Below are 25,093 nucleotides of genomic sequence, written 5' to 3' on the forward strand. Positions count from 1 at the left end.
CAATCGCCGGGGGGCAGCAGTTCTGCCCCCCGCTCAGCCTGCGGATATATTCATACCCTATATGGCTAGTTGTGTACAACAGGCGAGAATAGCTTCTCGCCTGTGAACAGCAACAGTATACACCTCATGCTGGGGAGCCGTTGCACTTTAGAGAGATGCCCCATTAACCCTTACAGATCGCTAGGTAATGAGAATGACTGACATCCTCTCCTAACGTTCCTTAGACCTTGTCTTTGGAAAGGTAAAGTCAGCAGTTGCTCCATTTCTGATCAATCATAAGTGCTTGGCCGGCCCTGCCCTCGCAGGAATAATATCAATTTTTTCGAACAGTCGCTGTGCTAGGATTGCAAGCACTTATCGTTGCTTTTTTCCAGGTACATATTGTATCTGGACTAAGAAAACATCAATACTGGCTTTCCATCCTCAACTCTTGAAATATCTGCGCTAGCCATTGGTAAGACGACCAAGATAGTATGAAAGCAGGTTGGCAGCCTGCCCGGATATGCTTCCGACCGTAACCTCCACCCTTAGATAGTAGCTAACACATCAATCAATGCATCAATATCAGCACTATTGTTATAAGGCGCGAGCGAAATCCTGATGCGACCGTTACGAACTCCACAAACGATACGGTTGCGATGCAATGCATCTATTGCTTTTTCCACTGAATATTCTGAGTGCATAAGCGTGACTATATGGGGTGAAGCAGACGCGTCTTCCAACGCCCGAAACGGCGTCCATCGGTGTTTGTATGAACCCTTGATCAGCCTGCGTGCGAGGGTGCGTGAATGCGCTTCAAGTCGAGTTTCGCTCAAAGACAACAATTGATCAAGTGCCGTTGTGAGACCAGCTATGGAAATGTAGGACATCGTTGACTGTGTAAAGCGCCGTGCACCGGTGGCGAAATGCAGCTTTGTGGCTTCAAAATCGAAAGGATTGGGGGTGCCCATCCAACCTGGAAGTAGTGGGTCTTGCTCAAGCAAATTGGGAGATATTGCCGCAAGCGCAACGCCACCATGACCGCCCAACCACTTATAGCCACTGGTGACAACCGCATCAACCTTCCAATGTTGCGAATCTATCTTCAGGATTCCTGCCGCTTGGGTTACGTCGACAACTAACCTGGCGTTTACACGAGAAGCTGCTTCGCGCAACCGGGGAATATCAACCATGGATCCAGTGGAGAACTGAACAGAGCTGACCGCTACAACGGTTGTACGACTATCGATACAGTCGACGAGTCTATCTGTGAGATTCTCTGTTGCGATGTCATCGACAAAACGAAGGGAGCAATCATTTTCCGCCGCATATCGAATCCAAGGGCGGGTAAGGGCCGGGAAATCTGTCGATACGGTAACAATAGAACTGCTGGATGCAGGGCGGATCAAAAAGGGAAGTTGACCGAGTAATTCGCTGGCGCTTGATAAAATCGCAAGTCGATCAGTATCGCAATTCAGGAGCCTTGCCCCGCGCTGCCGCAACGATTCTAAGAACCCAACCTCTTCTTCGTCGGTCATTCTGAGATTGCCATGACGGGCAATATTGTCAAGGAAGCTGTGCATTGACTGTACAGCTGGCTGACCAATGAGACCCAATGATGCCTGATTGAGATAGACATGGTCGCTGAGGCTTGGATAATCTGATCGATCTATGAGTGCGTTAATCATAAAACTTGCCTTATATTAGATTCGATTCTATTGGACGAGACACCACAGCCAGCTGTCGATTAACATGCACTGTTTTTTTCACATTACCATTCTGGTGGTATAACGATTGAGCCCAGAAGCAGAAAAGGTTTCCGGTGGATATAGCTGAATGTACATTGCTCGAAATTCTCTCCCGGATAAAAAGTGCCGTCTCTTACAGTTCACTGTATCAATTGAATATAAGTTCTAAGGTTAAGATGAAACTAGTCTGAGGCCGAAAATCCCAGATACGATAAGTAACAAGCAAACTATTCTCATGACATCTCGTGATTCACCGAATAGAAACATACTCATTATTGCCACTCCCACTGCACCAATGCCAGTCCATACAGCATATGCAGTACCAACTGGAATTGTCTTCATTGAAACAGACAATAGCCAGAGACTAATACCCATAGCGGTAACGACCAGAAGCGATGGAATGAGTTTTGTAAAACCTTCAGTATATTTGAGTCCTACCGCCCATCCGCACTCAAATAAACCAGCGACTACCAAATAAATCCATGCCATAATTCAAATCACCTTTTTTATTAATTGACTCATAAGCTCTAAGGAGCATGACTCAATCAAACATTTTCAATTTGCTGTTTCGATCAAATCCTACACAATTAACACTATAAACGGTAGCCGATATGAGAGTAGAATCATTCATCACCACGTGTCAGAAACGGAGCAACTTTTTTGGAAGGGAGGTCGGACTTGCTCACGAAGCAGACAAAATTGTAGCAGTGTAGCAGCTTTCTTCTTCTTGAAACTCTCTTTGGTAACCTTCAGTCAGCAGTTGCTCCATTTCTGACTAATTTCCTGTGACTGGCGGGACCTAACTTTTCAAGAAGTATTAACCTGACAAGTTATGAGGCAAGTGACTATTGCCAGTTTGAATGTTCGCGTCGAAAATATAGTAATATCTACTTCGTTGTTTATAGAGCATCGGATCGATTCCTCTTGTTTCACTCTTCTGGTTTATGGCACATTAATGAGAGCACACTTTTAAATGAGTTGGGCTCATAGGATTCAATTTCTAGGACTTAAGCATCCGTCGAGATACCATAACGTGGCCTAAATTCCACTTCATCATGTTACCTCCCCCCAGATTTTTTTCAAATCTTTCAGAAAGGCATCACCGGTACTTACTGATTTGCCTTAAAAGTCAGCTGTATTAGCCTGGGTCGTATTTTTCTCCACTATGGCTTCCTTTTTATCCTAAAAGTCAATAGTATTTATTTATAACCTTGAGAGGTCTCCATGGAGAAAAATGAAACACACAGCAGTCCGCAGGATACCGAGCTGCTTTCTTTGCGGAAGCAAATCGATGAACTGCAGGAGGAGATAAATACATTAAAACTGCACCATGATGTGAAACAAACTGGCGATAGACAAAAAACGTCCTGGTCAGCTGATTATCTCCACTCACTGCTACATGGTATTCCCGACTTGATCTGGCTGAAAGATCCGGATGGTATCTACCTCAATTGCAATTCTGCATTCGAAAAATTCTTCGGTGCAAGAGAATCAGAAATCGCCGGAAAAACCGACTACGACTTTGTTTCTAAAGAACTGGCAGACTTTTTTAAAGCCCACGACCTCAGGGCAATGGAGTCGGGTAAACCAAGCATCAATGAAGAGTGGCTTACCTTTGCCAGCGATGGTTATCATGGCCTCTTTGAAACCATCAAAACGCCTATGCTAGACCGAAATGGCTGCCTCATTGGAGTTCTTGGCATCGCCAGAGACATAACAGAAAGAAAACAGACAGAGGCCCAGTTGATTGACATGAAGGATCAGGCTGAGGCCGCTAGCAAAGTGAAATCCGAATTTCTGGCCAACATGAGCCATGAAATACGAACCCCGCTGAACGGTGCTCTTACTATGCTGGAAGTACTGAAAACCACGCCATTGAGCATTGAGCAGGCTGAATACCTGCGGGCTGTGGACAAATCTCTCCAGCGTCTCAATCGACTACTTGCCGACATACTTGATATAACCAAAATCGAGGCTGGAAAACTCAAGATCGAGGAAGCTGAATTTCATGTAAAAAACCTAGAACAGGACATTATCGAACTCTTCGACCAGGCGACCAAAGCCCGAGGAAATATATTGGAGTTTTTGTGGTCAGGGAACATACCAGAAGTACTCATCGGGGACGCAGTCCGATTAAGGCAAATCCTTTTCAACCTCGTTGGCAATGCCATTAAATTCACCGAAAACGGAAAAATTGGCATCGAAATCTCATTTTCGTCCAAGAACGACTCTCCCATCTATATGCACATCGTTGTCAGTGATACAGGAGTTGGCATTACCGACGAACAGATTAAAGACATTTTTGAATCGTTCGTTCAGGCAGAAGAAAGCTATGCTCGACGATTCCAGGGTGTCGGCCTTGGACTTTCCATCGTCCGCAGACTTGTTCACTTGATGCAAGGGGAGTTGGCCATCGACAACGGCGACAAGCACGGAACAACCATGTACCTTTCTCTGCCGTTCACTATTACCCAAAAAACCTATTCAAGTGTGAAGCGGGTCCAAGAAGGCTCGGCAGGAGAGCAAATCCAATCCCTAAACATTCTCTTGGCAGAAGATGAAAAGATAAGCTCGTTCGCCACCAAGAAGATGCTGGAGAAATACGGTCATAGAGTTACCTGTGCCCAAAACGGTCTTGAGGTAATACAGTACCTTTCGGCTGAACAATTTGACCTCATTCTAATGGACATCCAAATGCCGCTCATGGACGGCGTAGAAGCAACCAAAAAGATACGAACATCTAAAGAGTTGGGGCGCAAGACCAAGACTCCTATCATTGCAATGACAGCTTACTCTATGATCGGCGATAGGGAAAAATTTATGGATGCTGGAATGAACGATTATGTTGCCAAGCCAGTCAACATGAATGTGATCAACGAAGTACTCACGCGTCTCCAGAAAAACTTGAAGCACGACCAAGACTGCAAATGATAAGGTCGGATCTTAGCATTTAATCATTATCTTTGGTTATCTCCTGTTTATAGCTGCTCCATTTCTGTACAATTCTCTGTGCTCAGCCGGTCCTATCCTCTCAGGAATATCAATTATGCGTGTTTAAAATTATCTTTACATTACCAAGTACAACACTGCATCCGTATGGGATGCAAAGAGTTCTTCAAAATCGTCCGAGGCATTTTGCCACGGCTAGATCTGTAAAAAGTCATGCAATGGAACAAACCTATCTTGATGTGAATTGATAACTCCATCCCCACTTTTTTCATCATCGTCCAAGCAGCGACTCAAAACGATCCAGTGTAGGAAAAGCAGAAGCCGTTCCGGGAATTACCAGGAACGGCTTTTAGTGATGGGTCTCTGTTATGGATCAGAGGATAATATGACGATCCTGCCCATCATCGGACAGGACGCTGTCGTCACATTCTGTTTTCAGATCAAACCTTAAAGCTGCCGACGATTTTATTCAACTCGTTGGAACTATGAAGAAGGTGTTCGGCACTCTGTTTTACCTCGTTGCTGCTATCAGAAATTGACTTGGCAGCGTTGGAAACCTCGGTAATATCCTGTGTTATATCCGATGCTACCGTCGAACTCTGATTGACGTTTTCGTTCACCTCCTGAATACCCTGGCTTGCCTGAGAGATATTATTGGCAATCTCCTGTGTGGCTGCCGTCTGTTCTTCAACGGCTGTGGCAATGGTTCCCACAATATCGTTGACGCCACCGATGATTTTGGAAATCTCGGTTATCTCACTCTCGGTAGAACTGGAGGTGCTCTGCACATCTTCGATCAAGTTCTTGATATCCAAGGTAGCCTCAGCGGTTTGCTTAGCCAGTTCCTTAATCTCATTGGCTACGACAGCAAAGCCTTTGCCTGCTTCACCAGCCCTGGCAGCCTCTATCGTGGCATTAAGGGCAAGCAGATTGGTCTGCTCCGATATTTCAGTGATGGTCTCGGTTACTTTGCCGATCTTATTGGCTGCCTGACCAAGTTCACTCATTTTCTCATAGGCGCTATTGGCCTGGCCTACTGCCTGTGATGAGACATTCCTGGCCTTCTCGGCATTTTCTGCAATTTCATTGATGGTCGAACTCATCTGCTCGGCCGCGGTGGCAACCATGGAAGCGTTGGTTGCCGACTCCTCCATGGCAGCAGCAACCGTATTGAGGTTGGCGCTCATTTCCTCTGAAGCCGTAGCCACATTGTTGGATCTCTGGGCAGTGTCTTCAGCACTGGCTAGGAGATTTGCCGAAATACCCGAAAGCTGACTGGAGTTGCTGGCCACACCATTTGAATTATCAGCGATCTGTTTAATAATGCCCTGTAGCTTATCGAGAAAGGTGTTGAGCCACATAGCCATCTCGCCCACTTCGTCCTTGGAGTTTACTTCAAGACGCTTGGTGAGATCGCCTTCACCCTCGGCTATATCCTTGAGTCCGGCAACAGCAGCATTGATCGGTCTGGTGATATTTTTGGAGACAAAGAAGACCAGAACACCGACTATTAGCATCGATAAAATAACAGTTATGATCAGACTGTTACGAATGGTATGCGGAGTTTCTAGGAATTCATCTTTATCCTGGGTGATGCCGACACTCCAGCCTTTAAGCGGGACCGGGGCAAAGCCTGAGATTTTGGCGGTGCCTTTGAAAACATAGTCTTCCACACCGGCTTTGCCGGAAGTCATGGTACTGCTGATCTCCTCCATTCCTTCAAGTGTTGTCACATCCAACTCGAGAATGAACTCATCTTTGGGGTGAGCGATGATGACCCCATCTTTATTGATCATCCAGCCGTAGCCTGTTTTACCGACCTTGACTCCGGAAACTTTGTCAATCAACGCCTCAGCTTTAATGGACATGCCGAAAACTCCCAGGAATTCATCTGTTGCCGATAAAACTGGGGCACAGGCGACATAGATCAGTTTCCCCGTCGATTTGGAGCGGACAATATCACCAATCACGGCATGTTTGGTACGTTTCGCCTCTTGGAAGTAGCCGCGGGTATTAATATTGGAGCCCTTGTACTCCTTACCGCTTGCCAACTCCCCGGTGAGCAGCAGTCCCTCCTCATTGGTGACGAAAATACCCAGGAAACGATCATCAAGGACTTTATATTTTTTCTTCATTTCCTGACGGAGCATGGAAAGCTCGGCAGCAGAAGCGGCGGCGCCCTGATTTTTCACCTTTTTCAGGGTTTCAATAACGTGATAGCCGGTGGCGAAAGCGGCCGCAATTTCCGCCTCGAGTTCGAGAGAAGACTCGAGGATGGCTGCGATTTCATGAGCCTGACCGGCTGCATTTTCATGGCCTACTTCGAGTAGAGCATTGGTTGATTTACTTATGGAGATAAGTCCAACCACAATAAGCGGAAGCAATACCAGTATACAACCGCCGGCTACGAGTCTGAAGGAAATGGATTTCATGTTGATTTTGGCCATACTACTCTCCGAATTAAAGTTCAAGTTTGAAATTAATTACCATTGATGATTTTCATTACATGGATATCGTCAGGACAATGTCAAATCTAAAGCTCTTTTTAGAAGATACAGAGGATAATCGGAACAGATTTGTTTTCTCATGTGATCAGAACTATTTCGCATCAAGTTTGAATATCAGACAGTTCGATGTTACATATTCTTTGGTAAGTTATGGTCTGCATTTACTCCATTTCCGATCAATTCTCAGGTTTTAGCCGAGTTTCTTCTATCAGGAAATATCAACTCGCTCTGACAGATTTTTCTTGCCACTTGCCAATTGTAAGGTCTGGAGTTTGGTTAACAATATTGGGTAATTTGAAAAAAGCCAAAGAAACATGAAAAGCCTGGATTAAAGGACAACAATTGGCTATTTTTTTATAGAACATTCAGTAAAAGATCATTTTTCTATTTATCATTAAGGTGTTGAGTACGACTCAAAAATAACAGGCAAACCTAGTGAGGTTGTATGATCGATGAAAGAACATTGAATAACAGTAAAGAACGCTTCAATATTTTCGACAACACCCCTACAATGAAAGCGGTTTTAACTACAGGCAACGGTGGATACGATAAGCTTGAGTATCGGGATGTTCCGATCCCCAAACCAGTACAGGGCGAAGTGCTCGTTCAAGTATTGGCCGCCGGCGTCAACAATACGGAAATAAACACCCGCCTTGGCTGGTATTCTTCCTCGGTAAAGACCGGAACAGAAGATCTTGGTAGCGATGATGATGAGAGCAGCAGACAAAAAGCAGACGGAGGCTGGAACGAGGCGACACCGTTTCCGTTCATTCAGGGCACCGACTGTTGTGGAAAAATTGTTGCCGTCGGCGCCGGAGTAGATGGAGGCATTATTGGCTCCAGGATATTGATTCGGTCCTGCAGTCGCACCAAAGGTTGGGATAATCTGGAAAATATCTGGATTGCTTCGGATTTTGATGGAGCATTTGCTCAGTTCGTCAAGATAGCAGCTGAAGAAGTCTTTCTGGTAAATTGCGATTGGACGGACGCTGAACTCGGCACAATTCCGTGTGCCTATGGCACAGCCGAAAACATGATCCATCGTGCTAAAGTAACCGATACTGACCATGTACTGGTAGCCGGAGCATCCGGCGGGATAGGCTCCGCTGTAGTGCAGCTGGTAAAACGTCGGGGGGCAACGGTTACCGCTATTGCAGGAAAAGACAAGATGGAAGCTGTGCGGGAAATAGGTGCTGACAGGATCATTGAACGCGGCGATGATATTGTTGAAGCACTTGGCGAGAAATCGGTAAATGTGGTAATCGACAACGTGGCTGGCTCGGCATTCGACGAGATGATGCGGGTATTGAAAAGGGGTGGCCGTTATGCTTCTTCCGGTGCAATCGCCGGTCCTCTGGTCTCACTCGACATGCGGTTATTTTATCTCAAAGACTTGACGCTCATAGGATGCACCGCATGGGATGAACCAGTATTCCCTAATCTAATTTCCTATATCGAAAAAGGTGAAATCAAGCCTCTGCTGGCCAAGGCCTTTCCACTCGAAAAAATAGCCGAGGCCCAGCAGGAGTTCACTAAAAAGGCCCATGTTGGTAAATTGGTACTTATTCCACCCCCTCTTACCATAGAACAACAGGAACTTTTCAACAGCTGATTTGGGATTTTAAGGTAGTGGCACAACCACCAGAGAAGCATAATAAGAAATAATCCATTACATTATCTTTAGATATTTTTAATTTGCAGTTACTCCATTCTTTAACAATCTCCATGATATTAAAGAGTTGAACTTCACAGGAAGTATCTTAAGCTGACACGGTTGAGAAGTTTATAAAGTTGCCAATGTACATCATAAAATTGGTTTGCTCGAGTGTGCTTCCTGGTTTTGAAAAGCCTGCTCGTGAGCAAAAAGACAATAACCGTCTTCTAAAAGAGCTTGAACGGCTGGTGGACCAATAAAGTCTAAAATATTTGTGATTACGGGTTTTTTTCTGTTCATTTATCCTTACTCCTTAATGTAGAAAGTCCGATCTGTACAAGTTTTATATTTAGAGAAATTTTCTATTCGACATCTTGATACTTTTCCCCGGCAAAGTCATGAGGGTTGAGGTTCCATGGGCGACCAGGTTTCCTAAACCATCAAAAACTTTGGCTTCTGCATAGCTTATTGACTTGCCGCATTTAATAGCAATCCCTTCTGCTTTTAATTCACCGTCTATTACCGGCCTGAGATAATTCAGCTTTAGATCCACGTTGACCAGACCAGCATCTTCAGGGAGTCTCATAAAAACGGACCAGAATGTTGCAGTGTCAATGAGAGTGGCAAGGACGCCACCATGGACAATCCCAAAAGGCTGTAAGTGACAGTTGCCGAGACTGAGACCAATGATAGCTGAATCCTGATTGATCGTCTCAAGTCGCATTGACATGTGAGCAGGAAATGGGCTTGTCTTAACGGTTTCTATTAATTCTTCAACATATGCAGGGTTGGGTTGGACCATTTTAAGTCTCCTGGATGATGGACAGTTCACTACAAATCTTATTGAGATCTGCAGTTCATAACATACCGATCGGTATATTTTAGCGAAAAAAATATTACTTTTTCAACGAAAGGAACATTCTCTCCAATTCCGCTATTGCATTGACAATAAAGCTTTCCTCTCCCGTTACTTTGGCCATGGCATATCCGCCTTCAACTAATACAATGGATATCTGGGCAATTTTCGTCGCGTCTATATTGGCCTTAAGCTCTCCCTCCTCAACACCCTTCGCAATGAAACCTGCCATTGAAGCCTCCCATCGCCTGATTCTTGTGAGTACGGCCTGATGCAATTTCCTATTAAGATCATGTGCGTCGACAGAAGTATTGAGCAATGGACACCCGCCGTTGTTTAGAACTGCACGATATATGCGTTTAAAAGTCTTTGGATAAGCGAGGAGTTTTTCAAGGGATGTGACTGCCGATTGTATATCTGACTTGAGACACTTTTGAATAAATTCGGCATTGTACTCGAATGCGGAGATGGCTACCTCATTTTTGTCTGTGAAATTACCATAGATACTCCCTTTGGTCATACCTGTTGCACTGGTGATATCGGACAAACTGGTTGCCGCATACCCCTTTTTGTTGAAAATCGTGGCCGACTTCTCGATGATATAAAGTCTGGTTCTCTCCGATTTGCTGAAATCTGAGTATTTCATGTTTCTCAATATACCGTTCGGTATATAAATTGTCAAATTATAATAACGCTGTTTCAAGAACATACAGGTTATCCTGAGATCTAGGGAGATCCTTTTAATGCAATGGTAAAAAAAAACAATTTAACACCAATTTTTAATATCATTTAACAATGAAGTGTTACCTCAGCCTAAGCTTTTAGGATTGGACGTCTTTGGAGAAGGAAGCTGTAAACTTTGAAAGAATGCCAGGTGGAAGGTCTCGCAAATTTAGTATTACTTGAATTTGCGTTGTTTCCTGTATCTAGAAAAATACGCTTTATCCAAAAAACTAACAATAAAAGCTTAGTCTGAAGTTAGACCTTACCCATGAGCATCTACAAAACAACAGGCAATTCGGATAACCGACATTGCCCCCTAATTCACATAAGACCTTATCTTTGGAAACCTATAATTGCAAATTGCTCCATTTCTGAATCAATATTATATGCTAGTCAATTCTATCTTCTCTGATAATCATCAGCATAGGGGGGCACGTTGTTAACAATTTTAGATGACGCGATTGTCTTTAATGGTGTGGCCTGTTGACGAGATATACTCCCGTGACCGTAACAATTACTCCAATTATACCGAGCAGTGTAAGGGCTTCATTGAAAAGTATCCAAGCCTCGATGCCGGCAACTGGTGGAACCAGGTAAAAATAACTTGCCACCTTGGCGGTTTCTCCCTCTCGTATCATGTACATGAGCAGCAATATGGCGCATACTGAGAGGCCAAAGATAAGCCATGTCAGTGCCAGCAGGAGTTGGGGATCCCAGACGACAGTCCTAGATTCAAATAACAAGGCTAGCAGCCCCATCAGCAGTGCAGCGCTGACATATTGGAATACTGAACCGGCTAGAAGATTGATATTCTTGCCGAATTTTTTCTGGTAAATTGTTCCCAGGGAAATCCCAAGAAGGGCTGTAACCGCTGCTGCAACTGCGTACCAGGTGAGGTTCACCGTCTCCTGCTGCCCGGTACTGAGAAGAACAGCTGTGATTCCGCAGAGACCAAGAATAAGCCCAAGCCACTGGGTGGCGCTGAGCCTGGTCCCGAAAAAAAATCTGCCGAGAAACGCTGTAAGGACAGGTTGAATACCAACAATGAGCGCAGCTATTCCTGCGGGCATGCCCCATTTAATGGCAGCAAAAACCCCGCCAAGGTAGGCTCCATGCACCAGTGCTCCGCTAACCATCTGGTGCAGTGCCTGGGAGATTTTCGGCAGGCCTGCTTTGAATAAAAAACAGAGGGCGGTAAACACCAATGCCGTTAGCATCATACGGATAAACAGCAGGTAAAACGGCTCGATAAAGGGTAAGGCGTATTTGGCTGCTATAAAACCTGTACTCCATAGTAAAACAAAGAGCAGCGGAACAGCTTTGACAAAATGGATTTGCATTGAATGAAGTTATCGTATTAAAGTTGATCGTTCTGGATCAGCAGGTCGCGTCGATCATATTGTAAAAATGATTCACAATAAATGGAGCTGCACCTCAGGTTATTCGACCAGCGGATAAGTTCAGTGTCAAGATTTTTTGGGATATGACAATCTAGCCCCAAAACATTAAGCTCAATATCAAAGTTCCATTACAGAAATGATAACACAGTATACAGGCAGTATTTAGTTACTTATCTTTAGTAATATGCATTTACTCTATTTCTGAACAATTCCATTAAAATAGGCAGGTCTACCCTCTCAGAAATAAGGTTATCCAGTTATTCTTGTTTTAATGATAAGGATTGGTTAATGTTTGTTGCGCCTGAGGACGTCGGAATATATTTCAAAACCTGGTAAATATGGCCCAGTAGCAGGAACAATAGAAGAAACAACGCAAAGGAGATAAAACATGGCAAAGGTAAGATACCAGATCAAATCGGAATGTCCTGAATGCGGATGTGGCCTTATAGATAATATGACACCTGATGAATTCCGGGAAAAACATGGCGACACCAAGGACAAAGTAACCGTTAGTTGTAGTGAGTGTGGCAAAGATCATGATAGCTGCGTAATTGAGGAACACACTGCTGTCCAAAAAGGGACAGAAGAGTAAAGTGACCGTGTGCCTTTATTAGGTTTTGAACATTGGAAAGCTCTTTTCTCAAAAGCATTTTCGGCTGACGGCAATCAGACAATCCTACACTTTTCTTGCGTATACTCTTTGGTAAGCTATACCTTCCTATTGCTCCATTTCTAATTTTCTATACCCTCCAGATATAGATTGAGATATGCTCCTCACTCTCAGTCATTTCTTTCACTCCCCGCATCTTATATAAAGCAAAACACCACGCTGTCTTATTGACGTGAACATATGCACAGAGTATCAATTGGAATACAGTTCTTGTGTATCATCAGTTCAATACTTCTAACTGGGCATTCGAATGGCAAAGATATATCAATTTAGAGGCAAAGAAAAAACGTTCAGGCAGATGATTTCTGCCGGTCGCATAACTGATAAAATCAAAATACCTCTGCAAGAAGCATATCTACGCCACGAAGCTCTTTATCCCGACGATCCGGATACTGCTTTCATAAAAGAAATGCTTACGTACAAAGACACACTTTCATCGGCGCAAAAGGAACTCCTGACCGAAATACTTAAATACGAGATCGAGGAAGAGGAGTATCCTAGCGGTATTTTGGATATTACATTCAGGTTTTGAGTTTATACACTGCCGGCTAATGCAGCCTGCTCTTTGCCACTAGCTCCAGATAAGACCACATCGCTTCATCTCTTTTTTATATCCCCTCTATTCCCCTTGTCTTTGGTTACTTTAAGTTGCCAGTTGCTCCATTCCCGACCTATTCTCTATGGTTCGCTGCTCCTTCCTCTCTATGAATACTATAGACGTGGAAGATACGATATTGAATTGAGATTATTGGTATCAGTATTAACGTCAATTGTATGAGTGTTTAGAATAACAGGAGTGATTCAATTTAAGAAATAGGAGAATACTCATGGGGTATGTTGATGGGTTTGTTGCTGCTGTTCCAACCAATAACAAAGATGCGTATATCCAGCATGTAAAGCAGGCTGCAAAGTTCTTCAAACAATATGGTGCAGTAAAATTAGTCGAATGCTGGGGTGACGATGTCAAAGAGGGAAAAGTTACATCTTTCCCTCAAGCTGTAAAATGTAAAGATAACGAAACAGTAGTTTTTTCCTGGGTCATTTGGCCGTCAAAAAAGGCAAGAGATAAAGGTATGAAGGAGATGTTTGAAGACCCCGAAGTTCAGGAAATGAATATGCCTTTCGATACAAGTCGATTTATATATGGTGGATTCGAAGTAATTCTAAGTGAATGAGGTTCAATCACCATTCTCATTGGAAATCTGTAATTGTCCTGACAGAGGGAATTTAAAATTTTTCTCTGTGTCCTTCTAATAGCGTAAAAAGGCGCATTCCTATTAGCGAGGTGATTGCAACAATGTCATATACATCTAAACCATCTGTTGAGCACTGCGTAACAACCTTTGATGAATTTGTGCGATTAGCTGATTATTTATTTATGGATACATTGAATGGTGATCCTGATGCTACCGAAGATGGTATTGATCACCGTTCCCGCCAGGTTTTTTCCGGTCATTACGTACCTGTGTCACCCACGCCGCTTGCAGAACCAGAATATGTAACCCATAGCAGCACTTTTTTTAATGAACTTGGCTTGAGCGACGAGCTGGCGTTTGACGCAGAATTTCGCCAGGTGTTTTCTGGTGATCTTTCTGTTGCCCATGAGCCTATGCGGCATGTTGGCTGGGCCACTGGCTATGCATTGTCGATCTATGGCACCGAATATACCCAACAATGTCCATTTGGTACAGGCAATGGTTATGGCGATGGTCGGGCAATATCTGTCTTTGAAGGAATATTCAATGGGCAGCGCTGGGAAATGCAGTTAAAAGGTGGTGGCTCAACCCCTTATTGCCGTGGTGCTGACGGACGTGCAGTATTGCGTTCAAGTGTGCGTGAGTTTCTCGCGCAAGAGTATATGCAGACTTTAGGTGTCCCAACATCGCGCTCTTTAACACTGTATGTTTCTCAATCTGAAACCGTTGTCCGGCCTTGGTATTCCCAAGACTCCCACGCCACTGATCCTGATATTTTGGTGGACAATCCTGTGGCTATTTCAACTCGCGTTGCCCCATCATTTTTGCGCGTTGGTCAGCTAGAGCTCTTTGCCCGCCGCGCTAGCAGCAATGCTCATCCAAGAGCATCAGAAGAATTGCGTATGATAGTGTCGCATTTAATTGAGCGAGAATACAAAAGCGACATTAATCAAAACCTTGTATTTGCAGATCAATTGGTTGAGTTGGCCAAGCTGTTTCGCCAGCGCCTTACTGCACTGGTGGCCAATTGGCTACGGGTTGGGTATTGCCAGGGTAATTATAATTCTGACAATTGCGCAGCTGGCGGCTTTACCCTCGACTATGGACCATTTGGATTCTGTGAAATATTTGACCCTGAATTTCAACCTTGGACTGGCGGAGGCCGACACTTTTCATTCTTTAATCAGCCAAACGCAGCGGAAGCGAATTACCACATGTTCTGGGCAGCCGTGAGACCGCTGCTCAAAGAAGATACTGAGGCTTTAGAACATTTCGACCAGTTACGTCGCGGCTTTGCAGAAGAAATGCAAAAACAGCTTCAGAAAATGTGGGCGGCCAAACTTGGCTTGACTGGATATAACTCGGAGCTATTTAAGAAATTAATGCAGCTAATGACCCACTCAGAGGTGGATTACACCATTTTCTTCCGTGAGTTATCCCATATACCAGAGGATCTTTCAGCATTGAAAAAGAGTTTTTACAGTAAAACTTCTCAAGAACTCGATGAACAATGGCAATCTTGGCTAAATAGCTGGCGCGACCTCGTCGCCAAAGACGGTAATTTGGCTAAGATTTCAGCAAATATGAAACAGACTAACCCAAAATATGCATGGCGAGAGTGGGTGATTGTCCCCGCCTACCAACAAGCCATGCAGGGTGACTATGCCTTAGTAAGAGAGTTGCAGGAAGTACTGAGCTACCCATATGATGAGCAATCACAGGAAGTAGAAGATAAATACTATCGTCTAAGACCCAGGGCATTGTTTAACGTTGGCGGCGTGTCACACTATAGCTGTTCATCTTGACTTTGAATAAAAGAGAAAAATTGGAAACAGGTTTGCCCAACTATTGACAGCTAACAAGTCAATGTTGTCGGACTCGCTAACGTGCCTGATACTCGACGATTAGGTTGCCATATCGAAAGAAGGTCTGAACAGCTTAGCAGTGGCTCTATTTGACCTTGTTTCTGTGTCTAATAATTTACCATTTTCCCGAAACCTAGCAACAAGACATCACCCTGAGAACCGACCTTCTCTTTGGTAAGCTCTTCTTTGCAGTTGCTCCATTTCCGATCAATTCTGTCCGCTTCGCCATATAGCCGATACGAAATGGAGCAATAAGCGTTATTTGTATATGCAATTGCTGAGGCAGCAGGAGTTGGAAAAACAAATAGAGGCAGCCTGAGGGAGCACAGCAGTGTCAATACAAGTTAAGCCTGCGGGTGCTCGCTAACGCTCACAACCTTGTATTTTGCCCCCTCTGCTGTTCTTGATTGAAATTGAAAAAAAGGAAAAGAAACAAATTTACAGCTGCCTCGAAATCAGATGTGCGAAAAAAGCTGGACAATCCCGCGAACGGAACCTTAACGTAGTATTTGAGATATTCCCTCCTAGGCGTAGTTACAGGATAAGAAAATAGAGGAAAACAGATGAAATTACCTAAACTTGTTGGAATCAACCATGTGGCTTTGGAAGTGGGTGACATCGATCAGGCTCTCGAATTCTACTCCAGTATTTTTTCAATCGAGCTGCGAGGCAAAACCAGCAGTTCTGCATTTGTTGATATGGGTGATCAGTTTCTCGCCCTAATGGAGACCGGCGAGACATCCAGAGATGATCACCGTCACTTTGGTTTGGTGGTCGAAGACAATGATCAAGTCAGGAAAATATTGGAGCAAAAGGGAGTAGAAATTCTCTCCGGTCCGTTCCTTGATTTCATGGACCCCTGGGGCAACCATATTCAGATAGTCGAGTACAAAAACATCCAGTACACCAAAACAACAGAAGTTCTCAAAGCAATGGGTCTTGGAGATCTTGGAAAATCGGATCAGGCATTGCAGGAGTTGCGAGACAAGGGAATGGCTTAGATGTAGTAGTTCCGATACTATCTGATATTTTTCAATATCAAGGTTAAATTTTTTCTTACACCTCGACTGTAGATTGTCTTTGGTAAGGTTCAGTCTGCAGTTACTTCATTTCTGAACAATTCCCGGGAACTAGATATTTCTATCCTCTCAGGTAGTGTCAATTATTACCACGCCATCTTCTTCAAGAACGGCCGTTTCCATCTCTTGAAATTCAGTAAACAGTTACACTCCTACCAAGCCCGTTGCTAAATCACCAATACCGGGTCCCGAGCGCATCGAATAATTGCCTGTACGTTCCGAAACGATCTGCTGGTGGGGTCAGTATCGCATCCGGTCACGATAAGGCGCTGCCCTTCTTTGGCCAGCTCAATCACCTGAGCCACCAGGTCACCTCTACGCACGCTGACCCCGCAGCCTAACGATCGTTTTTGACAATGTCGATGCATTTGCGCGATCAAACCAGCCGTGACTGGACGGTCCAAACCAGCCAGGCGATCGAGATCAAGTTCCGCCGCTTCATGCTCACCGACTATATCGGCGGCGGCATCCAACACCTCTTCATCCACCACGGCAACCATTTGAACCGTACCGCTGGGTCCAATGATCCGCAATGCCCATGCCGCTGCATTGGGGTTTTCCTGCACGTGCATACTCAACGGCAATAATACCGGTTTCAGACTATTCGCCGGCACTTCGCGCGGTTCACGCACCACCAGCAAAGGCCGCGCCTGGGTCATGAGTTTATCCAGGGTCACGCCGATACTGTCGCTGCCCAATTCGGCAAAGTCCTCTGCATAAGGTGCCGGGACAATCATAAGGTCTGCTTTTAATGTCTCAGCGAGGGTTAAGATCTGTGCATACGCCGGTTCACTGCTGTGTATCCGAGCCACTCGCGTCGCATTCAGTCCTTGCTGAGCAAGGATCTCAATTTGCTGCGTCAGTAACTGCTCGCGCTCACTATCATCAGGCCCAACGTAGACGTAGCCGACGAGCAGCGCGCTATCGTGGCGAGAGGCAAGCTCAGCCGCCAAGCCCAACACCATGGCGCTCTGATTTAACCCATCTAGCACAACCAGAATCTTCTGCAGCGGTGGCAGCACGGGCAAGTCTGCCCTATTGGCCGTCAGTGCCGCTTCGAAATCATGCATCGATGCTTTTATCTCACTATCTTTGGGTTTAAAGCTATCAGTCATTAGTTTTGCTCCTTTCCTGGCAGGCGGTCGAAAAATTATGTTTTCCAACAGCAGCTATACTGGCAAGCGGGGAAATAAATCAAATGTAACAAAAACGAAAATATACACCAGCACCAGAATGATCTGCAGAATCGTTATGGTACCGCCGACTTTCAAATACTCCGCCCAGCCAATTCGAATACCCCGCTCCTTTTCCAGGGCATGTAAGGCAATGACCGCCGCGATGGATCCTACCGGAGTCGGGTTACCGCCTAGATTGCACGCGGCGATCAACGTCCACCACAGCGGCTCTGGCACCATACCCTGGTCCACCATGGTGTTGACTACGGGTATCATTGTTGCCGCCACCGGAATGTTGTCGACGATACCAGCGGTGACGAACACGAAAGGAGTCAACATAGCAATGACGACCGGCATTTGGCCATTTGCTGTGTCATAAATGCCACCGGCCAACACAGTTAGCAAGCCAGTGTCCTGCACCGTCCCAATCAGCACAAACAATCCGACAAAAAATAGAATGATCGACCACTTCACCTTATTAATTGCTTCATCGGGTGGAAACCCGGAAAACAAAAGCGCCGCAATACCGCCACAGAATGCTATGTAATCCAGGCCAACACCCAGGGTCTTAGCCAGCGCAAAACCGATAATGGTGAGCCCGAGAATAATCGTGGCGCGGTAAAACAGTGAACGATCCTTTACCAGCGCCCATTCATCAAACTCGTCCACCTTAGCTGCTCGGGCAAGCAATTCCTCAGCATCGCCAACAGCCAATGTCTTGCGGTAGTAGAACCGGATGATAAAAAAGGCCAACATGGCCGAGAGTGTGGCCAGCGGAGCAGAAACGATCAAAAAATGGACGTAGGGAATTTGTGCGGAAGTTCCGATCATAAGCGTTGGAATACCGGAGGCGAAGGTCATCAACGCACCGGAGTTAGCGCCGATGGCTACCGCAATGATGTAGGGCTTTGGGTCGTCATCAAGCGCTTTGGTGATAACCAGCACCAGTGAAACCATGATCAAAACCCCGGGGGCAATGGTCAGAAAAGTCACGAAGGCCACCGTTACAGCCATGATTGCCGGCAGTAATTTACGCGGATTGCCACGGGTCAATTTAACAATGCGTACGGCAAGGAAATGGAACAGGCCAGAATCAGAGGCGATGGCGACTACAATCGACGTGCCTACAATTACCCCAATCACCCCTAAATCGTGATGAATAAAGTCATGCACACGCAGGTAGGGGCGTTTGCCATCGTAAACCCCAAGCATTAACGCCAGTGCTACCGCCACCGCGGCCCCAAGCACTGCAGCCAGAGTTTTGTGCATGCGCTCCGTGGCTATGAGGAAAAATGTCACGCCCAGTACTATACCAATCAGCACCATGGGCAAGACGGGTCCCACACCTTGAGCCGCGCTACTGGAAGCCGCCAGCGAAATCGTGGCAACATTCACATCAGGTTTCCTTGTCCGAGTTCATTGACATCGCAGGTCTCCTTAAGCACTTGCATGGGTCTGATTTGTTATCATGAGCACCTCTTCTACACTTAAAAAGATAAACGCCTGGATGGTCTGGATCGGAACAAGCATGTATGGCTAGATCTTTCATTAGCCTGACCATCCTGGCGAAATCTGGTAAAGCTTATTATTTAACACTACAAATCAGTAACATTTGTGTCAATACTTTTCCCTATCTACCTTAAATTCTTTGAAATATACCATATCGACAACCTCCGACAGGTATCAAGGTTTATCTGTAATCGAAGATTCTGTTTTGATGGATTTTTATCCCAACAAAAACTTCTTCACCGAACAGGCGATCCTGAATCAAAATTGTAGTCCGTTCCAGGTTCGTATACTCAGGAAGAACATCAGTTTTCCGGAAAATATCACATGATAATATTACCAAGAAACACTTTCAGCTCAAGATGAGGTGCAGTGGTGTAGGGATAAAGGCGGCTTTACCGAGTGTCCGTTTTATTTGAGACAAGGTCATTGAGGCGTGATGAGATTGCAAGGATATCCCAAGTGTCATATGGTTTTGTAAAATCATCTTATCAATCAACTGAGGAGCGAGCATGGACGTCAAAACCACCCCTGATACGGACAGAGAACCGGACGAGAATGTCAGTCGCCCCTCCGGCAGCGAGGATGTGGTTCAGGAGCAGATTGAGGAGAAACGGCTCAAGAAACCTAAACTTTTCGGCACTTTTGGAGGTGTTTTCACACCCACGCTTTTGACCATCCTGGGCGTAATCATGTATCTACGTGAGGGGTGGGTCGTGGGCAATGCGGGCCTTCTGGGAGCGTGGAGCATCATCGTGCTCTCCTTCACCATAACCGCGTTCACCGGGCTTTCGCTCTCTTCCATAGTTACTAACATTCGCGTCGGCGCGGGCGGGGCCTTCTCAGTTATCTCTCAGTCGCTTGGGCTGGAAGTTGGCGGCAGCGTGGGCATTCCGCTGTATCTGGCACAGGCGCTGGCCGTATCCATGTACATCTTCGGCTTCCGCGCCGGCTGGCTGTGGGTCTTTCCCGACCACTCTCCTCTTGTGGTCGACTTCACGGTTTTCGGCGTACTCTTCGCCATTGCCTTCATTTCCGCGTCGCTAGCTTTCCGTATCCAGTATCTCATCCTGGCAGTGATCGTAGCCTCGCTCTTCTCTGTGGCCTGGGCCGGGTTCACGGGGGGCATGAGCCATTCCGTGCAATGGTGGGGCGGCTTCGAGGGATCGCCGGAAAACGACTTCTCAGGCATCGGCTACTGGGCTGTTTTTGCTGTCTTCTTTCCCGCCTCCACGGGTATCATGGCCGGGGCCAACATGTCCGGCGAACTCAAGGACCCACGCAAATCCATCCCGGTTGGCACCATGTCCGCCATTGGACTGAGCCTGATCGTCTACCTAGTCCTGGCCTGGTGGCTTGCGGCCAGCGCCTCCACCGACGACCTGCTGCGCAACTACACCGTGATGATCGACAGCGCCGCCTGGAGACCGGTGGTGGTGGCCGGTCTTCTGGGGGCGACCTTTTCCTCGGCGCTCTCTTCGCTTGTGGGTGCGCCGCGTATTCTTCAGGCCATAGCCGAACACAAGATCCTGCCCGGCTCGGGCTGGTTCAAGGAGAAAACCGAAGCGGGAGAGCCCAGGAACGCACTCCACACAACGGCCCTTATCGTGGCCGGAGCGCTCATGATGCGCGACCTCAACGCCATCGCTCCGCTTCTAACCATGTTCTTTTTGATCACCTACGCCATGATCAACATGGTGGTCGTGATCGAGCAGAAGCTGGGACTGGTCAGTTTCCGTCCGCTTTTCAACGTGCCGAGCCTTGTACCCATCATCGGCGGCGTGGGTTGCGTCGCGGCCATGTTCATCGTCAATCCTGTCTTTGCGGGAGTGGCCGTGGTAGTGGTAGTGATCCTGCATGCCTATCTTATACGCCGTCATCTCAAGGCGCCCTTCGGTGATGTACGCAGCGGGCTCTTCGTAGCCGTGGCCGAGTGGGCCGTGCGCCGCATGGCCGAACTGACCGGCCCAATGACCCGCACTTGGAAGGCCAACCTGCTGGTGCCGGTGGAGGATTCGACCCAGGCTCGCGAACGTTTTGCGTTGTTACGCGATGTGGCCTATCCCAAAGGCTTCGTAAAACTTCTGGGGCTGACCGGTGAGAAGGAGCGCTCGGATCTTTTGGAAAATCTGCCAGAACTGACTGGGGCATTGCAAGAAGAAGGTGTCTTCGCCACTTGGTCGCTTGTGGACGCGTCCTATTTCGGCGAGAACCTGGCAGCGGGCATGGAGACCTTGGCAGGTGGATTCTTCCGCCCCAATGTGCTGTGCCTGAAGATGCCTGAAAGTGAAAAGCGCACCGAGGAGGTTCGCGACCTGATCAGAAATGCGGCGCGTATTGACGTGGGAGTGATCCTCTACACCGAGATAATCGATCGAGGCGATTCGGTCATGGTCTGGATCGACGATCAGGGGCCGGATTGGGAGGCCTCAATGGACCTGGGCAACATGGACCTGGCCCTGCTTACGGCCATCAAGTTGCGCGACAACTGGGAAGCGCGCCTGACCCTGACCGCATGGGTGAACAACGACAGCGAAACGTCCAAGGCCCAGGCTTATCTCGAATCCCTGGCCGAACTGACCCGACTGCCCAACGTTGACAAGGTGGTCATGGGTGAGTCCGAGGAGGATCTTCCCGAGACGGCCATTCACGTCCGTTCCTTTGACCCTGACTCGGACCTAAACGAACTGCGCGCCTGGGCAGACACTCTCGGCGCGCCGTGTATCTTCGCCATGGATTCGGGCCTCGAAAACGCACTGGCCTGATCAGGCAGAGATAGAATCTCCCTTAAAGATAGGGGACAGCGGTTTATCTTCCTTGAGTAAATGTTTTTGTGGTGAAAATTATTTTTCTGGAAAAGAAAGGCCATGACTCATTCTTTATCAAGAGTTTATTGGGATAGGTTACACGGAACCTATTCATTGCAATTGAATAGACTTGCGTTGGCAATGTTAACCATTTAAGAATACATAAAAATTTATATTATTCCTGTATCTAAAAAATTGTGTTGTTCGAAAAGCCTAACACCAGAGCTGAGATCTGAGATTTGAGATAATCCATGAAGAGGTTATAGCAGCAAGTTGTAATCTCACCTGAGCCTTAAATTTACATGATCTTTGGAAATCTTGAGTTGCCAGTTGCTCTATTTCTATACAACTCTCTGTGTTTCGCCGGTCCCACCCTGCCAGGAATAATCTCAAACCACTATGACATTTTCATCTTTTAAGATTAGCGCTAGCAAGGTTTGTTCCAAAAGAGAGCTGATTTTTGAATTTTAAAAGCCAAGAACCATTAATGGATTCGATTAGCTAAGATCCTCTGAACGAGTGACTAGAAGAGAACTTTTTGATTATAGAAAGAAAACAATTCACGGAATATCTTGAGCGTGCTTACAAAACGATGTCCTATCACCTTTTATGTGCCGCAGTCAATAATTTATTCAGGTTTACCTTTGAAAATCATATTCTAATTGGCCTGCAGAGGTTTGTACCATACATTCATGCTTTCTATCTTTCCTGAAATATTGGTGTTGTTGATCAGGGTTCCGGCAAAAGAATATCCGGCACGCGAAAAGGTGATATTCATGCCGAAGGAGCGAGATCGTGCAATGGTGTATGCTATCTTGATACCCTCTGCGGCAATAGATTTTTCCAATGACTGCAGCATGAAGCCGGCCAGCTGCAGACCTCTGTGTTCAGTGTGGGTGGCAAAATCGGTCATTTCCGCATTCATTTCCTTTACATCCATATCCGCGGAGGCCAGGCCGACAAGTTGATTGTCTTTCCAGACTCCCATATAACGGCAGTGATTATCCATGGTTTCTGCCAGAAAAGCAGGGTTGTCAATCGGAAAGGGATAGGTGGGAAAGACCTTTTTGTACAATTCAGCCATCTGGGTGGTGTCAGATTTGTAGGCCGCCCTGCAGGAATAGGAAGGTGGGGGGGGGCTGGGGAATCCGGTGCCGCTCTTCAGTGCCGCTTCATCAAGGACCTTCGTTGTGCGGCCCAGGTCAGAATCCGCTGCTCTGTCGGGATCTCTGTATTTTACCATCAATAGAACTTCAGAGCCTTTATTGTCCGCAGAGAAATATCCAGGAATAGCAGCCTCCGCGGTATAGCCGTGTTGAAAAAAAATTTCAGCAAATTTTGCCGGTACCTTGACAATAATCTTTGTGTAGTCTCGTTTTCTAGCTAATGTGTCCAGATCAGAAAGGATACCGGGGCAATCGTCTGGCGACAGTTTTAAAACGAAAATTCGATTGTTAAAAGAACCGTGATGAATAGTTGAATTATGGAGTTTTTCGATGATGTCAGACATGAAACAGGCTTTATAGAGGTTAAATAATGCAAATATGGGAAAAAGGACAAGTCAGACAGACTATGAAAGCATGGACCCAGGATTCAGGTGCCTCAAAAGCTTGTTTTCAATGCGCTTGAAGACGAAAATCAATCCGTACACCAAAGCAAGATAGAGAAGCGCTGCAGTGATGAAAAGTTCATAAAAGGCAAAAGACCGGGCGGCGATTACCCGGGCAACACCGGTTATATCCATGAGAGTTATAACCGACACCAGGGAAGAGGCCTGGAGAAGAAATACCACTTCATTGGTATAGGCAGGCCAGGAAAGCCGCAACGCGGCCGGAAGAATAACCCGCCTGTACAGCAGGATACCGGACATGCCGCAGGCCCGTGCCGCTTCAACTTCACCATAGGCAACTCCTTCAATACCGCCCCTGAATATTTCACAGCTGTAGGCCGCGGTATTCAGTGTCAGTGCGAGGATCCCGCAGAACCAGGCTTCACGGAAAAGATGCCAAAGTCCCCATTGAGAGAGCAGTTCCTGAAACTGTCCGCTGCCGTAATAGATTAAAAAAATCTGCACCAGAAGAGGAGTGCCGCGGAAATAAAAATTGAATCCATAAACAGGCCAGCGGATCAGGGGATTCCGGGATACCCTGAGAACGGAAAGGGGGAGGGCGATTATAAAACCGAGAATAACGCTGATGGTGGTGATTTCCAGTGTGACAATCATACCGCTCATGAGTTGCGGCAGGCTCTCGATGATGATATCGAAATCCATATCAGGAAGCCTTCCTTACCCCGCGGTTGGCGCGTTTTTCCGCCCACTGCTGAAATCCCAGGGAGGCGATCGTTATAGTCAGGTAAATCAGGGATGCCGCGAAGTAGCAGGCAAAGGGTTTTCGGGTGCTCCGGGATGCAATGTCGGCAGTGCGCATCAGCTCCGGGAGCTGGATGACGGATATCAGGGCTGTTGCCTTGATCAGCACCATCCAGACATTTCCAAGGCCGGGAATGGCAAAGCGCCACATCTGCGGAAGAAGGATACGGCGGAAGGTCATGAAAGCGCTCATCCCATAAGCCTCGGCAGCCTCAATCTGCCCTTTAGGAACGGCCAGAAAAGCGCCGCGGAAGACCTCTGTGGCGAAGGCGCCGTATATGAAGCCTATTGTCAGAGTACCGGCAATGAACGGGTTTAAATTGATATAGACCTCCATGCCGAAAAGACCCAGCAGGTCCTGGATAAATGTCGGTGCGCCGTAATAGACCAGAAGAATAAGAACCAGTTCCGGGATTCCGCGGATTACAGTGGTATAGATGTTGGCGAATACCGTCAAAACTCTAAAGCTTGACTGTTTGCACAAGGCCCCCGCCAGGCCGAGCAGAATGGTAATAATCATGGCGCCAATACCAATAAACAATGTCAGCTTGGCGCCTTTAAGCATCAGAATGCCGTATCCTTGTAAATCAAACACGCTGGAAAATCCT

General features: G+C 46.5%; 20 protein-coding genes. 8 read left to right on the top strand and 12 right to left on the bottom strand.

Features of this window, described 5'->3' with window-relative positions:
• Window positions 1–527: 527 nt before the first annotated feature.
• Window positions 528–1,667, bottom strand: a complete 1,140-nt coding sequence (locus tag JWG88_RS20870) for an aminotransferase class V-fold PLP-dependent enzyme (protein ID WP_205235748.1) — start codon at window positions 1,665–1,667, stop codon at window positions 528–530.
• A 231-nt stretch (window positions 1,668–1,898) separates the two neighbouring features.
• Window positions 1,899–2,216 (bottom strand): quaternary ammonium compound efflux SMR transporter SugE, encoded by a 318-nt coding sequence (sugE, locus tag JWG88_RS20875; RefSeq protein WP_205235749.1) that lies wholly within the window; start codon window positions 2,214–2,216, stop codon window positions 1,899–1,901.
• A gap of 735 nt (window positions 2,217–2,951) precedes the next feature.
• Between sugE and JWG88_RS20880 the strand changes: the two genes are divergently transcribed.
• Window positions 2,952–4,658, top strand: a complete 1,707-nt coding sequence (locus JWG88_RS20880; protein WP_205235750.1) for an ATP-binding protein — start codon at window positions 2,952–2,954, stop codon at window positions 4,656–4,658.
• A 458-nt stretch (window positions 4,659–5,116) separates the two neighbouring features.
• Here the strand turns inward: JWG88_RS20880 and JWG88_RS20885 are convergent, their stop codons facing one another.
• Complete coding sequence (locus JWG88_RS20885) at window positions 5,117–7,123, bottom strand: methyl-accepting chemotaxis protein (protein ID WP_205235751.1); 2,007 nt, start codon at window positions 7,121–7,123, stop codon at window positions 5,117–5,119.
• A 505-nt stretch (window positions 7,124–7,628) separates the two neighbouring features.
• On the opposite strand from JWG88_RS20885, the gene JWG88_RS20890 reads away from it, so the two are divergent.
• Window positions 7,629–8,795, top strand: coding sequence for an alcohol dehydrogenase family protein (locus JWG88_RS20890; protein WP_205235752.1), 1,167 nt, complete (start codon window positions 7,629–7,631; stop codon window positions 8,793–8,795).
• Between the two features lie 192 nt (window positions 8,796–8,987).
• Here the strand turns inward: JWG88_RS20890 and JWG88_RS20895 are convergent, their stop codons facing one another.
• The 4 genes from JWG88_RS20895 to JWG88_RS20910 all read right to left on the bottom strand — a co-directional run bounded on the left by JWG88_RS20895 (window position 8,988) and on the right by JWG88_RS20910 (window position 11,756).
• A complete protein-coding gene (locus JWG88_RS20895) occupies window positions 8,988–9,137 on the bottom strand; it encodes a hypothetical protein (RefSeq protein ID WP_205235753.1) in 150 nt (49 codons plus the stop codon).
• Window positions 9,138–9,186: 49 nt separating this feature from the next.
• The gene (locus JWG88_RS20900) at window positions 9,187–9,639 is read right to left on the bottom strand and encodes a PaaI family thioesterase (RefSeq protein WP_205235754.1); all 453 of its coding nucleotides are present in this window, start codon (window positions 9,637–9,639) and stop codon (window positions 9,187–9,189) included.
• 94 nt (window positions 9,640–9,733) lie between these two features.
• A complete protein-coding gene (locus JWG88_RS22315; protein ID WP_371927125.1) occupies window positions 9,734–10,402 on the bottom strand; it encodes a TetR/AcrR family transcriptional regulator in 669 nt (222 codons plus the stop codon).
• Window positions 10,403–10,883: 481 nt separating this feature from the next.
• Complete coding sequence (locus JWG88_RS20910) at window positions 10,884–11,756, bottom strand: DMT family transporter (protein ID WP_205235756.1); 873 nt, start codon at window positions 11,754–11,756, stop codon at window positions 10,884–10,886.
• A gap of 448 nt (window positions 11,757–12,204) precedes the next feature.
• Here JWG88_RS20910 and JWG88_RS20915 point away from each other — a divergent pair, with 448 nt between their 5' ends.
• The 5 genes from JWG88_RS20915 (at window position 12,205) to JWG88_RS20935 (ending at window position 16,548) form a co-directional block, all read left to right on the top strand.
• A complete protein-coding gene (locus JWG88_RS20915) occupies window positions 12,205–12,408 on the top strand; it encodes a hypothetical protein (protein WP_205235757.1) in 204 nt (67 codons plus the stop codon).
• Window positions 12,409–12,736: 328 nt separating this feature from the next.
• The gene (locus JWG88_RS20920; RefSeq protein ID WP_205235758.1) at window positions 12,737–13,018 is read left to right on the top strand and encodes a hypothetical protein; all 282 of its coding nucleotides are present in this window, start codon (window positions 12,737–12,739) and stop codon (window positions 13,016–13,018) included.
• 295 nt (window positions 13,019–13,313) lie between these two features.
• Window positions 13,314–13,661 carry a DUF1428 domain-containing protein gene (locus JWG88_RS20925; RefSeq protein ID WP_205235759.1) on the top strand — a complete coding sequence of 116 codons (348 nt, stop codon included), beginning with the start codon at window positions 13,314–13,316 and terminating at the stop codon, window positions 13,659–13,661.
• A 122-nt stretch (window positions 13,662–13,783) separates the two neighbouring features.
• Window positions 13,784–15,487 (top strand): protein adenylyltransferase SelO, encoded by a 1,704-nt coding sequence (locus JWG88_RS20930; RefSeq protein WP_205235760.1) that lies wholly within the window; start codon window positions 13,784–13,786, stop codon window positions 15,485–15,487.
• Between the two features lie 623 nt (window positions 15,488–16,110).
• Window positions 16,111–16,548, top strand: coding sequence for a VOC family protein (locus tag JWG88_RS20935; RefSeq protein WP_205235761.1), 438 nt, complete (start codon window positions 16,111–16,113; stop codon window positions 16,546–16,548).
• Between the two features lie 245 nt (window positions 16,549–16,793).
• On the opposite strand, the gene JWG88_RS20940 is transcribed toward JWG88_RS20935, so the two are convergent.
• A complete protein-coding gene (locus JWG88_RS20940; RefSeq protein ID WP_205235762.1) occupies window positions 16,794–17,741 on the bottom strand; it encodes a universal stress protein in 948 nt (315 codons plus the stop codon).
• A gap of 54 nt (window positions 17,742–17,795) precedes the next feature.
• Entirely contained in the window at window positions 17,796–19,196 is a 1,401-nt protein-coding gene (locus JWG88_RS20945; RefSeq protein ID WP_205235763.1) for an SLC13 family permease, read from the bottom strand.
• Window positions 19,197–19,819: 623 nt separating this feature from the next.
• On the opposite strand from JWG88_RS20945, the gene JWG88_RS20950 reads away from it, so the two are divergent.
• Window positions 19,820–22,072: an amino acid permease gene (locus tag JWG88_RS20950; protein ID WP_205235764.1), complete on the top strand. Its 2,253-nt coding sequence runs from the start codon at window positions 19,820–19,822 to the stop codon at window positions 22,070–22,072.
• 700 nt (window positions 22,073–22,772) lie between these two features.
• Here JWG88_RS20950 and ablB read toward each other — a convergent pair.
• Genes ablB through JWG88_RS20965 form a run of 3 tightly spaced genes read right to left on the bottom strand, consistent with a single transcriptional unit; the run spans window position 22,773 to window position 25,080 of the window.
• Window positions 22,773–23,624 carry a putative beta-lysine N-acetyltransferase gene (ablB, locus tag JWG88_RS20955; protein WP_205235765.1) on the bottom strand — a complete coding sequence of 284 codons (852 nt, stop codon included), beginning with the start codon at window positions 23,622–23,624 and terminating at the stop codon, window positions 22,773–22,775.
• Window positions 23,625–23,684: 60 nt separating this feature from the next.
• Window positions 23,685–24,386 carry an ABC transporter permease gene (locus JWG88_RS20960; protein WP_205235766.1) on the bottom strand — a complete coding sequence of 234 codons (702 nt, stop codon included), beginning with the start codon at window positions 24,384–24,386 and terminating at the stop codon, window positions 23,685–23,687.
• 1 nt (window position 24,387) lies between these two features.
• Window positions 24,388–25,080 carry an ABC transporter permease gene (locus tag JWG88_RS20965; protein WP_205235767.1) on the bottom strand — a complete coding sequence of 231 codons (693 nt, stop codon included), beginning with the start codon at window positions 25,078–25,080 and terminating at the stop codon, window positions 24,388–24,390.
• Window positions 25,081–25,093: the final 13 nt, after the last annotated feature.

The organism is Desulfopila inferna (assembly GCF_016919005.1).
GTDB lineage: Bacteria > Desulfobacterota > Desulfobulbia > Desulfobulbales > Desulfocapsaceae > Desulfopila_A > Desulfopila_A inferna.

Excerpts from the sequence above, each read along its gene's own strand:
- JWG88_RS20960 (WP_205235766.1), bottom strand. The coding sequence starts at position 24,386 with ATGGATTTCGATATCATCATCGAGAGCCTGCCGCAACTCATGAGCGGT.
- JWG88_RS20930 (WP_205235760.1), top strand. The coding sequence starts at position 13,784 with ATGTCATATACATCTAAACCATCTGTTGAGCACTGCGTAACAACCTTT.
- JWG88_RS20940 (WP_205235762.1), bottom strand. The coding sequence starts at position 17,741 with ATGACTGATAGCTTTAAACCCAAAGATAGTGAGATAAAAGCATCGATG.
- JWG88_RS20890 (WP_205235752.1), top strand. The coding sequence starts at position 7,629 with ATGATCGATGAAAGAACATTGAATAACAGTAAAGAACGCTTCAATATT.
- JWG88_RS22315 (WP_371927125.1), bottom strand. The coding sequence starts at position 10,402 with ATGTTCTTGAAACAGCGTTATTATAATTTGACAATTTATATACCGAAC.
- ablB (WP_205235765.1), bottom strand. The coding sequence starts at position 23,624 with ATGTCTGACATCATCGAAAAACTCCATAATTCAACTATTCATCACGGT.
- JWG88_RS20900 (WP_205235754.1), bottom strand. The coding sequence starts at position 9,639 with ATGGTCCAACCCAACCCTGCATATGTTGAAGAATTAATAGAAACCGTT.
- JWG88_RS20920 (WP_205235758.1), top strand. The coding sequence starts at position 12,737 with ATGGCAAAGATATATCAATTTAGAGGCAAAGAAAAAACGTTCAGGCAG.
- JWG88_RS20885 (WP_205235751.1), bottom strand. The coding sequence starts at position 7,123 with ATGGCCAAAATCAACATGAAATCCATTTCCTTCAGACTCGTAGCCGGC.
- JWG88_RS20895 (WP_205235753.1), bottom strand. The coding sequence starts at position 9,137 with ATGAACAGAAAAAAACCCGTAATCACAAATATTTTAGACTTTATTGGT.
- JWG88_RS20935 (WP_205235761.1), top strand. The coding sequence starts at position 16,111 with ATGAAATTACCTAAACTTGTTGGAATCAACCATGTGGCTTTGGAAGTG.
- JWG88_RS20910 (WP_205235756.1), bottom strand. The coding sequence starts at position 11,756 with ATGCAAATCCATTTTGTCAAAGCTGTTCCGCTGCTCTTTGTTTTACTA.
- JWG88_RS20870 (WP_205235748.1), bottom strand. The coding sequence starts at position 1,667 with ATGATTAACGCACTCATAGATCGATCAGATTATCCAAGCCTCAGCGAC.
- JWG88_RS20925 (WP_205235759.1), top strand. The coding sequence starts at position 13,314 with ATGGGGTATGTTGATGGGTTTGTTGCTGCTGTTCCAACCAATAACAAA.
- JWG88_RS20950 (WP_205235764.1), top strand. The coding sequence starts at position 19,820 with ATGGACGTCAAAACCACCCCTGATACGGACAGAGAACCGGACGAGAAT.
- JWG88_RS20880 (WP_205235750.1), top strand. The coding sequence starts at position 2,952 with ATGGAGAAAAATGAAACACACAGCAGTCCGCAGGATACCGAGCTGCTT.
- JWG88_RS20915 (WP_205235757.1), top strand. The coding sequence starts at position 12,205 with ATGGCAAAGGTAAGATACCAGATCAAATCGGAATGTCCTGAATGCGGA.
- sugE (WP_205235749.1), bottom strand. The coding sequence starts at position 2,216 with ATGGCATGGATTTATTTGGTAGTCGCTGGTTTATTTGAGTGCGGATGG.